The sequence below is a fragment of the Vibrio sp. VGrn 2 genome (assembly GCF_009361695.1).
Classification (GTDB): domain Bacteria; phylum Pseudomonadota; class Gammaproteobacteria; order Enterobacterales; family Vibrionaceae; genus Vibrio; species Vibrio diabolicus.
The window spans coordinates 19,195-31,318 of sequence record NZ_RBWD01000007.1; the positions used below are offsets into that span (position 1 = coordinate 19,195).

The window sequence follows — 12,124 nt, forward strand, 5'->3', positions numbered from 1 at the left end:
CAGAACTATCTTGACCTTTTTTCTCACATATACAGTGTAATTGTTATTATTTTGTTTGCTCAATGCTGCCAAAAATCGTTCACATCCCTCCCAAAATAATTAGTGTTCTAAATATTTTTATTACTCTACGCAAAAACAAACCAAACAACAAAAAACTTTTAAAATCAAAACATAAGGTTTAAAAGTCAATTGTAAAACAATAATGGCAACGAGTTAACCTCTTCATCTCTTTCGCTTTTTTAATTGAACGTCTAATCAAGTTAACGCACAATGCCATCGACAACTCACATAATAAATCATGAAAAAAAGGAAGTGTCTTCATGCATAATTTTTCAAAAAGTGCAGTGGCAACTTTAATCTCTGGCCTTTTGCTTGGAACTTCAGCGAATGCGGGAGTGAGTATCACACAGGGAAAGACCACGATCCCCGATGGCGAAGCTACACACGCTCAAGACATTACCGTTCAAAACGAACATGTCGCCTTCGCTCTCGCTGTTGAATCCGCACCACCATGGGGCGTACCGCGAGGAACATTGGTCGATTTGGCAGCAGTAAAGGATGGTAAAGTAGATCTTGACCGTGTTGCCTTTGCTGACTTCATTCCTAACAGCTGGTCCGCATGGCCGAATGATCGCAAGTCCATTGAAATTATCGAAGACAGCGACAATAAAGCGGTCATTAAAGTGAGCCGCAACTTCGATAACGTTGATATCACAACATGGTATACACTCGCTTCTGGATCTGACTCAATTGCGCTTAAAACGGTCATGACCAACCAAGGTAAAAAAGATCTCGCGTTAGAATCAGGGCACACCATTTGGCCAGACACTGGCTACCAATTTGCCGTGCCGGGGTTGGAAGGGAAAGAAGAATCCATGGCCGACCATGCCCTCGCCGATCGCATGGTCGCTTATGATCGAGACTGGGCCTTTGCACTTCATGCTCCTTATTTTGATCGCGTCAAATACAATGGTCGTGACATGTACCTAGGGCATACCTTGAAAGCAGGTGAAAGCCGAACTTTCCAGTCCCGATTACAAGTGGTTCCAAATGGAGACATGGCCCCCATTGTCAAGGCAGAAGCTGACCGACTAGGACAAGCGACAGGCACCATCAACGGCCAATTACGCGCAGATAATGGTCGTGTTCCTGAAGATGCTATCGTGATGATCGAAAAAGAAGGACAACCCTATGCCTGGACATTGGCCAAAGATGGTCAGTACAGCATGGCGCTGCCTGAGGGTGAGTACCAAATCTACGGCACAGCGACTGGTCACGCAAACAGCGAGCTGCAATCGATTAAAGTGGCGAGAAATAGCGAGCAAACACTCGATTTTACGTCTCTAAAACGCCCAGCAACTCTCTCACTTCAAGTTGAAGAGGCAACATCAGGTCTGGCCAAAGATGCGAGAATCACCATCCTTGAAGGTCAAGCGCCACCGGTTGAATTTTTGGGTAAACGCACCTTCTTTACCGATCTGCTGCCTGCAGGTCATGCGGAGCTAAAACTGGCACCCGGTCAATACAAATTAGGTATCAACTCTGGTGGAGGCTTTACAGCTAAAACCCAAACATTAGACGTAACCCTAACATCCGGTAAAACGACGAAGCAACGAGTAGAAGTGCCTCAAGTGACGTTTCCTAACCGTCAGCATTGGTATGGCGCAGATTTACACCATCATGGCAACGTGTTGGAAGGCGTTACTCCGCCAGAAATTGTTGTGCGCGCTCAGTTGGCAACGGATCTTGACCTGACTTTCATTAGCGATCATGACTCAACCATTAACCACCAGAAGTTTGCAGAACTATCTGCGAAACGTGGCGTGCCTTTCATCCCGTCGATCGAAGTTTCGCCATCATGGGGACATATGAACCCATTTCCTATCGATAATGGCGCCGAGCTAAAGGTCGATCCTGGCACTGCTGACGTTCACACGTTACTTAACGCCGTACATGAGATGGGGGCTGAAGTCGTACCGATGAACCATCCATACAACGATTATGGCTACTTTACGAATATCGCTAAAAATGCAGTCCCTGGTGGTAAAACGGATCGCTTCGACCTTATGGAGCTTAATGCGCGCGTAGACAATGAACCAACGTTGAAGAAAGCGCATAAACTCTGGGACCTGGGTGAAGCAATGTACTTTACGGCGGGAACCGACACCCACGATGCGTGGAACCAACTCACGGGGCAGATTCGAATGATGGCAAGAGTCGATGGAGAGCTAACGCCGTCGAAGTTTGCGCAAGCACTTAAAGCCGGCCATGGCTACGCAACACAAGGCCCTATTCTTTATCCGCAAAACATTATGTTTGGTGAAACAGCAACAGCTGGCGATACGTGGGATATCCACGTCGTTGCAGCCGATGGTCTAAAAGAAATTCGATTGATCGGTAAAGGCGGCAACGTGCTGAATACCCTGACGATTAACCCGAAAGTTGATACTCAACGCATAGAGTTGTCGCTACCTATACCTAGCGACGCAGAGGGATGGATAAGTTTAGAAGTCGAAGATAAAGACGGCAGCACAGCCTGGAGTAACCCTGTTTGGTTGCAGTCATAATCTTGATGAATGTCCGACTCGATGGTAAACAAATCTGAGTTCGACGATGAAATAAAGGCGGCACTGGCCGCCTTTTTCTACTCGATGTTTTACTGCTGTGCAACCGTCACGGGTTTGGTCGCACCACGGTAATCAAACTCAAAACCAATACCTTGATCTGTTACATCCATCGTCATACCACCAACAAGCTCACCTTGTAAGCTTTTCATAACATCATCAGGTAACGGCTCACCAGTCACGGCTGACGCACTTTCCAACACTTCCAAAATGCGTTCTGAATCGAAGTCAAAACTGAACAAGCCATTTGGAGAAAGTGGTTGTGCCATCACTTCTTTGCTCGCGTCTTCGGCATTCTCACCACTGTAGAGCGTAAAATGGTTTTCGTTTAAGCGAGCAAACACATCCATCTTCAAGCCTGTGTGCATTTCTAGCAGATCACTGACATTAACTGGCTGGTTATCCGGCTGAATTTGTAATTGAGCAAGTTCAGGGACAAACATTTGCGCGGTTTGAATCAGCATCATTGGATCATTGGCAGATAGAGACAACATACCATCTAGCTGGCTAAATACTTCACCGTGCTGAGCATTAGTGTCAACGTGGATATCAAACATTTGCAGGCTTAATCCTTTCAGGCCGTTAACCATGCCGGAGCCCATGCTCACAGCTGCGGCTGGGTTTTGGCCACCCATCTCTTGCTGCATTTGAGTCAATACAGAACATTGGTACTGAGGCTGAGTCAAGTCGCTCCAAATCTGACCAATCGATGGCGCTAGCGTATTAATGTCTAAACCAAGCGCCATGCTAAAGAAGCTCTTATCATTGTTCGATTCCGCCAAAACGCCACGAATCGACTTAAGCGCATCTAGAATCACTTTATTTTTCGATTCAACAACAAAAGCACCTTTAATGAATGCCTGCTCGCCTTTCAACTTGTATTCCGCAAATGCGACGGATTGAGGCCAGTTTTCTGCAACTTGAGTAAGTTCAGTATGACAAGCTGGTGAGCGCATCTCCTGAATAGTCGGCTCAGGGTCAATGGCATCCAGCTTGCTGACTTGACGCGCAAAGATATTACCATCTTTCGTCGTCAAACCTTTAACCAATTCACGGTGATCAAAGTAACCGAAAGAGTTATTGTTTTCGCCGTATTTAGCCTGCAACGCCGCTAGGCGTCCACTCTCCGCAATGTTTTGACTTGGTGACTCAAGTCCCAATGCCATTTTAAGCGGGTTTTGAACACCTAGTTGCGGAATATCAACCGTTAACGTAAGTACGTTGTCAACCACGGCAACAACCAAGCCAATGCCATCTTGCGGGTCAACCGAATCTGTCATCTCGTAACGACGAAACTCAACTTCACCGAGTTTAACCAGCTCGTGCTTAGCACCGCTCATCTGCTCTTCGTGCTCCAATGTTTTCCATAACGCGGCAGGGTCTTCAATCTTCAATTTGTACACCGGTACCATACCGATTGTGTACAACACAGGATTAATGTTTTCTCCGGTACCTAAATAGGCTTTTAACGTTTCTGGCGATGCAGCGCTCTCCAGATATCCATCAAACAAGTTAACGGCAAACTGTTGTTGTGGAGAAAGTGATTCATCGGCAAAAAGTTCAGCAATCGAGCCTTGGTTAGCCGTGCCAAATGCATTCATGTATTTATAATGATTAAAAGGTTCCGTCTGATACGTCACCATGAGCGAATCCGCAGGAACTTGAGAAAGTAGTGATACTGAATCACTCGGCGTAGTATTGTTTTGGTACAGGTAGCCAGCGCCCCCTGCAGCTGCGACCACTGCTGTAGCCAATAGTAGTTTTTTCACGACCAACTCCGTTGTCATAGTTATGTGTTCCTAAGCGAAAGATCACGCTTAGGTTTAAAGCCTTTGAATAGCACTTTTATATCGACCGCTATCATAAACAAGTTATCGATATAATGAATGTCGGTTTGATAAATTATCCAACATTTATAAGGTAAACCGTGAAGTAAGTTGAATTGCGTGAGGATGCTATTGGCAATATTCACAATCTAATTTCTCGGATAACCACCTTACAAATCAAAATCTTCAGTTCAATAAAGCGATTTGGAGTAACTACGACCAAAAGCGCTAGGATATTAAATCTTTATTGAGTCTTTTATCTAATATCTGAAAACGCCTCACGGCCTGACACTTCTTTCCAATTTGCCTCTAGCGGTCCCCGTTCGTTTTCCTTACATTCCCATTAACTCAGTGACGAGACGTATACCAGATACGAGCAGTAGAAGACGATGAAAGACCAGTTGACGATCTCTATATCAACCATCAATGGCTCCAGACATTGGTACTTCAGTAAAAGGATGCAACGCAATCTAAAAACGTTTTTATGCTTTTTTGTCATTGCTCTGGCCGCAACCGCGATCTTAATTCATCACTTGTACACTCGCGTCGATAATGCCGCGTTAAAACAAGCTGAATTGACAGAACATTCGCGCACTATGGGTGAAGAGCTCAGCACACTGAAAGCATTAAAATCCGAGCTGGAAAGTGATCTCTCAGAGCGAGAAGAGCGAGTACAACTTGTTTCGGAGCGTTTGGGAGAGTTAGAGAAAGTCCTTGGAGTTGGAGAACATACTACCACGGATAATTTGGATGCCCGACTTGATGCGGCGGCAATTACGTCGAACGTTCGCATGGTGTTGTTAAACCAAATACCAAGCGGGTCTCCGGTCGGTAAAGCGCGGCTCTCTTCTCGCTTCGGTAAGCGCATTCATCCGGTGACAAAAGTCGCTAAGATGCATCGCGGGCTCGATTTTGCCGTGAATACCGGTACTAAGGTTTATGCCCCAGCAGATGGGGTTGTGGAAGTCACCCGCCGCAGCAATAAAGGCTCTGGTAACTTCCTCAGGCTGCAACATTCTTTCGGTTTTTCGAGTTCTTATTCGCACTTGAAAAAGTTCAAAGTAAAAAGTGGTCAGTTCGTCAAAAAAGGACAACTGATTGCAATTTCCGGCAACAGTGGGCTCTCTTCTGGCCCTCACCTTCACTACGAGGTGCGTTTTGTTGGGCGAGCACTGAATCCGAAGCCATTTGTCGATTGGAGCCTCAATGATTTCGAAGACATTTTTACTAAGGAGCGAAGAATACGATGGGAATCTTTAATCAAAACCGTGGAACAACGAGTAGCTCAGCAGCTTCAACTCTCATCGCCAAAGGCTGTGCTGTTAGCGGAGAACTCAAAGTAGAAAACGATGTCCAGATTGATGGCATCGTCGATGGTCAAATTAATGTAGAAGGCACTCTCGTCGTTGCAGAAAGCGGCCGAGTAAACGGTGAGATCTACGCTAAGCAACTGATCATCAATGGTATGATGGATGGTAACTGTCACGCAGAACACATTCAAGTACTTGCCAAGGGACGTGTAAGTGGGAGGATCTGGAGTAATAACCTCAGCATCGAACCTGGTGGTAAATTCTTTGGTGAGGCGGCCGAATTACCTGAAAAAGAAGTGGTGACACTGAAAGGAAAGGCTCAAGAAAACGCCAGCACGAAAGAAAACAATACCAACAATGAAAAGCGACCTGCGCGTAAATCAGCATAAACTCTTTGGTTAAAGTGCATAAAAAAGACGGCTTTCACGCCGTCTTTTTTATTACTAGAGACACAAGCTTCGTCAGAAACTACAGTGATTATTCGGCCGGGTTTAAAATCATCACCGAGCGCTTTGCTTGTGGACCAAAAGCTGCTCTCGCATGCGCTTTCACTTCTTCTAATGTCACACTCTTAGCCGCTTTCTCAACGTCAAGTAACACATCGACGCCGTAATCATGCACTAAGTAGCGAGTATACGACCATGCGCGCTGAGCAGGGTTATCATCTAATCCTTGCATCGCTACCGCCAATTGCTTCGCTGCCGTATCCACCTCTTTTTGCGTGATGTTCGAAGCCAAGTCATCAAACATTTTGCCTAACTTGCTATCTAAAGCTGCCACGTCTTCGGGCTCAACTTGAGATTCCAAGAGCCAATCAGAGATTGGTTCGCGATCTTGCGTCACGGTGTAAATATTTGGGCTGTAATCGAGACTAGACTCTTCTCGCACAATATCCAAGACACGCGCATTACTGATACGTTGCAAAATATCTTCGATAACCGTATCCCTTGCCGTACGTTGGTAATCGTTCGTGTTAGTCAAACGCATTACATACAACGATGAAGGTTCATGACCATCCGCAACGACTGTTCGCGCCGGCACGTCGGTGTTGAACGCAACATGGTAATCAATCGAACGACCCGGTTTCATCTCGATAGAGGCCACATACTTACGCAAGAGTGGCGTAATTTCTTCCGGCTCGACATTTGCCACAATGACCATCTTAAAACCATCATTGGTTTTGAAAAGTTGCTCATGCACCGCCAATATTTGCTCAGAAGTCACTTGCTCCACATCGTCACTGGACACTATACGATGACGACTACCCGGCAAATAAGAATTACCGTTTGCTTTCTGAATCAGTTTTCCCATCGGCGATTCAAAAAAAGCGCCACTCTGCTGTTTAAACTCTTGCTTTGCTGCCGCCATCTGGCGCTCGTCAACTTTGATCTCCGTCGCTAGGTTGTACAACCCATTCAACGCGTAAGTTAAATGCGTTGTTGGCGCGGTAATTTGTGAACCGTGACTGGTCGCATCGAGAATCGCGCTAAGCGCAATGTTATTTTTGCGTAAGTAACTGTCTAACTCTGAACCAGAAAATGCCCCTAACCCACTGCGTATCGCCGTCGTTGCGGCGATTTCATACGCAGCATATAACGCTGGATCAACGGCGGCTTTACCGCCTTGGCTCGCATAGTAAATATAAGCTCGACCACCCGCTTTGGCATCTTTTTGGAACCACACTTCGACACCGTTTGATAGCGTATAAACTTGAAAGCCACCCGCTTCCTGACGCATGCTGGTGATGGTACCTTCTTGAGTAGGCTGTAAGAATCCATCCACTTTGTCATACATCTCTAACGGTTTTTCGCCCGTTTGGAGGTAGGCACTGTATAGATCGGTAAATACATCATTGAACTGAGCTGACGTTTCACTTTTCCCTAACCCAATCACAAAGATTGGTTGCTCAGACAACAAGGCATTCAATTGCGTGTTAATGCTCTCTAGATTCTCGTTGTTGATGAATTCAGACAAACTCTGGGCGTAACTCTCTTTTGATTGACTCACACTGCCTTGGTCAATTTGAAAAACGCGCGCTTCTGCATAACTGTTTGGCTTACGTTGGTCCCAGTCTGAATCAATATTTGCGAGCTCACCTTGCCAATTTGACATGATGCTCTCTAACTCAGATTGGGTCGCACCATAATCTCTCAGTGACGCCAACGTGCTGATGAAAGTTTGATGCATTTGTTCACGACGCTCAGGCGCAAACGAAATACCTGCCGACATCATGCGCTGGTAGTTGGAGTAGTAAGGCTGGGCATAAGCATACTGAAAAGGTTCAGCGGCATCATTAAGTACACGGATCAGACGTTGTTGAATTAGCTGTGTTGCGACTTCATCACGCCACACTTGATGCTGTTGTTCAATCGTAGTGCTGCCACTTAGACCACGCTCAATCACTAAATGAAGGCTTGGTGATTCCATCGTGCTACTTGGCAAGATTCTGTTTTCGTTGTTCACTCGAATATCGCGGCGCTTCTCTATTACGGTATCCGAGGTGCCTTCCCAGTTAGAGAACTTGTTTTTGATAATATTGGACAGTGAATCCACGTCGATATTACCGGTCACAACCAACTCGGCATTTTGTGGTTGGTACCACTTGTCGTAAAACGCTTTTAGCTTGCTTGATGAGGCATTTTGAATCGCTTCGCGAGTACCAATTGGGTCGTGTTCACCATACATAGTGCCTTCAATCGACGCTTGATAAGCATGCATAGAAAAGGACTTATCATCCGGGTTAGCACGTCGCCATTCACCAAGGATCACCCCTTTTTCTTTCTCTACTTGTTCAGGAGCAAACTGAAGTCCGTTTCCGATATCTCTCATCCACTTCAGGGCATCTTCCAGCTTTGTATTATTGGCAAGATCAAGTTGGTAAGAAGTTTGCTGATAAGTGGTAAAGGCGTTGATATCGGCACCAAAGCTACCACCAGATTGCTCGAAAAGTTTAACAACGTCGTTGCCGGTAAAATGCGTGCTGCCATTAAACGCCATGTGCTCAACAAAGTGAGCGTAACCTTTTTGATTGGTTTCTTCTTGGAATGAGCCGACATTCAGAACCAAACGGACCGATACTTCTTGGTCTTTTGTTGGGTAAAGATGGTATTTCATACCGTTCGATAACTGGTCCACGTGCCAGTTGGCGTCAGGCTGAATCGGCGTCGATTGTTGTGTCAGAGCACACCCTGACAGTAATAACGCGGGGACTAACAATATACTGCGCATAACTATTGCCCATAACAATGATTAAGCCGATTAATATAATCCTCGTTCGATGACCTTCACATTTTTAATGGATTATTTACTACTCAAACGTGATGCAAATCACCTTTTAATGAAATCAATTATCATTTACAAAAATAGACATATCCTTACTTTACAAATAGATAAATAACACAACTTAAAAGCCTTTTTCTTATTTGATGTAAAACTCAAAATCGCGACATGGAGTCAGTATTTATTTTGAGCAATAAAATATAATTATTGAACAGATTCGAATCTGACTTTCTGCTGCATATTCAACGGCTCGGTGAGTCCTGATGAGAATAAAAACACAACAACTATTATTCAAAGATCTATTATTCGCTTTATGTTCAAAAATCTATCATTAAAAAACAAACTGGCAATCTCTGCCAGTGCTGCCATCATTCTCGGGGGAGTGCTGGTAGAAGGGCTGTCTTTTCGAGATTCATTAAACAGACTGGATGTCGAAGTCGCGCAACGACTAGAGAGCACCAGCGCATCTTACAATCAATACGTAAAGGACTGGTTACTCTCAAAAGAGCGAGCACTGACGTCACTCTCTTCCGATTCAGAGAAGCGTTCTCTGGTTACGCACTTGAAACAAGTCCGAGACTCTGGCGCGTTTGATAACGTCTTTCTCGCTTACCCAGACGGCTCACAAGACAACGCCAATGGGGTGGTTTTGCCACCAGGTAATAACGACCCACGCAAATGGGGTTGGTACACCAACGCCATTGCCAATCCATCGAAAGTCTTTATGGATAACCCAACCGTCGCAGCGGCCACGGGGGCCAACGTCGTGTCGCTCGGTAAAGCCCTGCAACTACATGGTCAAACCGTCGTTCTGGGTGCAGATGTCGAGATCGGTGATATTCTGAACAGCCTCAACCAAGTGATCCTGCCGGGTGAAGGCTATATGTTTATTGCCAATGAACAGGGCAATATTTTCACCCATAACGACGGTAAGCTGTTGAACCAACCTGTTAGCAAGCTAGGCCTAAACAACAGCGATATTACCTCTGCCGCACGTTCCGGCACAGAGCGTCGCGTCTCGATTAACAACACCGAGTATGTGGTTTACGCGCGCCATATTGAGGGCACCAAACTAACAACGGTTACAGTGTTAGATCAAAACTCGTTAGTTGCCCCTCTCTACGAAGCCGTTTGGGATCAAATCATCGCAACCACTATCGTCGTCGTCATCTGTGTGGCTTTGTTTAACCTGCTATGTAACATCTTGTTCCGTCCACTCTACAACGTTTCGAATGCGCTTGCGCAAATCGCCAACGGTAGCGGCGATCTGACTCAACGCATCAAAGTAGAAAACCGTGACGAAGTTGGTGAACTGGCTGAAAATTTCAACCAGTTCGTTGAAAGTTTGCAGCAACTTATTGGTCACATTCGTCACCAAGCGGAAGAACTGAGCCAACAATCGGAGCTGAGCACGACTCGCGCGAATCAGTCGGTTTCTGATCTGAACCATCAGCAACAAGAAATCACTATGGTGGCGACCGCTGTGACTGAAATGGCATCGGCAACGCAAGAGATTGCAGCACATGCAGAGCAGACGGCTAAAGCCGCTCAAGACTCTTCAGCAAGCACACAAAACGGTCATGAGTTGGTGATCAACTCCAAATCGTCCATCAATAACTTGTCTTCTGAAGTCAACCAAGCGAGCGTTGTCATCGGTGAGCTCAACCAGCACGCGCAAGACATCTCAACCGTGCTATCAACGATTCGAGACATCGCAGAGCAAACCAACTTACTGGCCCTGAATGCGGCGATTGAAGCGGCGCGTGCAGGTGAACAAGGTCGCGGTTTTGCCGTTGTTGCAGACGAGGTTCGCGTGCTATCACAACGCACACACACCTCAACCGAAGAAATTCGCTCGACGATCGAGACTTTGCAACAGACCACACAACGCGCTGTGACCATCATGGATACAAGCTCTCAACTTGCCCAAGGATCAGTGGAAGATGCCGATCGCGCAGCACTGGCTCTGGATGAAATCAACGCGGCCGTTGCGCTGATCAGCGATATGGCAACGCAAATTGCAACCGCAGCCGAAGAGCAAACGCACGTAACCAATGAAATCACGCAAAACGTCACGTCAATTAAAGATGTGACCGATCACTTGGTGGTTGGTGCAGAAGAATCGATGAATCAATCTGCTGAGCTGAAATCACAAGCCGAGGATCTCAACTCGAAAGTAGCGACGTTTAAACTGGCTTAAACGCCACGCTAGGAACGCACTTAAAAACAACAAACCCCGCTAGCAAATGTATAACTAGCGGGGTTTATTTTTATGGCTCGACGCTTTTATTGCAGATAGCTTTCGAAAGACGTAAGACCTACACCGCCACACACATCGGCGTGCCTGAGATTGGGTCGTTAAATACTCTCGCTTGTAAATCAAACACCGATGCCAACATGCCTTCTGTCAGTACCTCTTGCGGCGTACCCTGCGTGACTAACTGACCTTTTTCCAACACCACCAAATGATCACAGTAACGGCAAGCTTGGTTTAGATCGTGCAGCACTACCACTACAGTTTTGCCTTTGTCGTTCATCTGCCTCATAAGTTTCATCAGCTCAACTTGGTGAGAGAGATCCAAGTAAGTGGTTGGTTCATCAAGCATCACTACGTCAGTATCTTGCGCCATTACCATCGCAATCCACGCCCTTTGTCTTTGACCACCAGACAACGATTCAACTGGCTTGTCAGCAAACTCTATCACGCCAGTATCTTGCATTGCTTGCTCGACTAAGGCTTTGTCTTGTTGACTTAACCTGCCCCAATGAGAGAGGTAAGGCGAGCGGCCATATTCGACCAGTTTTCTGACGGTAATACCTTCAGGGCTGACAAGAATTTGCGGCAGCAAAGACAACGAACGCGCCAAGCGTTTATCGCCGTAGTTGCTTAGTGGTTTTTCGTCATACAACACTTGGCCGGAAGCTGGCTTGTTAATGCGTACCAAGGTTTTTAATAATGTCGATTTACCGCAACCATTTGGGCCAACTAGTGCGGTAATTTTACCTTGAGGAATCGACAAAGAGAGATCTGGAATGATGGTCTGTTTGCCGTACGCGACGGATAAGTTCTGCGTTCGTAACATGC

The 12,124-nt window shown here is 46.1% G+C and carries 7 protein-coding genes; 4 read left to right on the forward strand and 3 right to left on the reverse strand.

The window, feature by feature from the left end; genetic code table 11:
• The first annotated feature begins 320 nt into the window (after positions 1 to 320).
• Positions 321 to 2,567 (forward strand): CehA/McbA family metallohydrolase, encoded by a 2,247-nt coding sequence (locus tag D8S93_RS13055; protein ID WP_152813583.1) that lies wholly within the window; start codon positions 321 to 323, stop codon positions 2,565 to 2,567.
• A gap of 89 nt (positions 2,568 to 2,656) precedes the next feature.
• Here D8S93_RS13055 and D8S93_RS13060 read toward each other — a convergent pair whose 3' ends face one another.
• Positions 2,657 to 4,411: a hypothetical protein gene (locus D8S93_RS13060; protein ID WP_152813585.1), complete on the reverse strand. Its 1,755-nt coding sequence runs from the start codon at positions 4,409 to 4,411 to the stop codon at positions 2,657 to 2,659.
• Positions 4,412 to 4,839: 428 nt separating this feature from the next.
• Between D8S93_RS13060 and D8S93_RS13065 the strand changes: the two genes are divergently transcribed.
• Positions 4,840 to 5,793 (forward strand): M23 family metallopeptidase, encoded by a 954-nt coding sequence (locus tag D8S93_RS13065; protein WP_005395595.1) that lies wholly within the window; start codon positions 4,840 to 4,842, stop codon positions 5,791 to 5,793.
• On the forward strand, positions 5,697 to 6,149 hold the full coding sequence (locus D8S93_RS13070) for a bactofilin family protein (protein WP_080619267.1): 453 nt from the start codon (positions 5,697 to 5,699) through the stop codon (positions 6,147 to 6,149). Before D8S93_RS13065 ends, D8S93_RS13070 begins: the two co-directional genes overlap by 97 nt.
• Before the next feature lie 88 nt (positions 6,150 to 6,237).
• On the opposite strand, the gene D8S93_RS13075 is transcribed toward D8S93_RS13070, so the two are convergent.
• Positions 6,238 to 8,988: a M16 family metallopeptidase gene (locus tag D8S93_RS13075; RefSeq protein ID WP_152813587.1), complete on the reverse strand. Its 2,751-nt coding sequence runs from the start codon at positions 8,986 to 8,988 to the stop codon at positions 6,238 to 6,240.
• 364 nt (positions 8,989 to 9,352) lie between these two features.
• On the opposite strand from D8S93_RS13075, the gene D8S93_RS13080 reads away from it, so the two are divergent.
• Positions 9,353 to 11,239 (forward strand): methyl-accepting chemotaxis protein, encoded by a 1,887-nt coding sequence (locus tag D8S93_RS13080; RefSeq protein ID WP_065646140.1) that lies wholly within the window; start codon positions 9,353 to 9,355, stop codon positions 11,237 to 11,239.
• A gap of 118 nt (positions 11,240 to 11,357) precedes the next feature.
• Here the strand turns inward: D8S93_RS13080 and fecE are convergent, their stop codons facing one another.
• Complete coding sequence (gene fecE, locus D8S93_RS13085) at positions 11,358 to 12,122, reverse strand: Fe(3+) dicitrate ABC transporter ATP-binding protein FecE (RefSeq protein ID WP_020841541.1); 765 nt, start codon at positions 12,120 to 12,122, stop codon at positions 11,358 to 11,360.
• Positions 12,123 to 12,124: the final 2 nt, after the last annotated feature.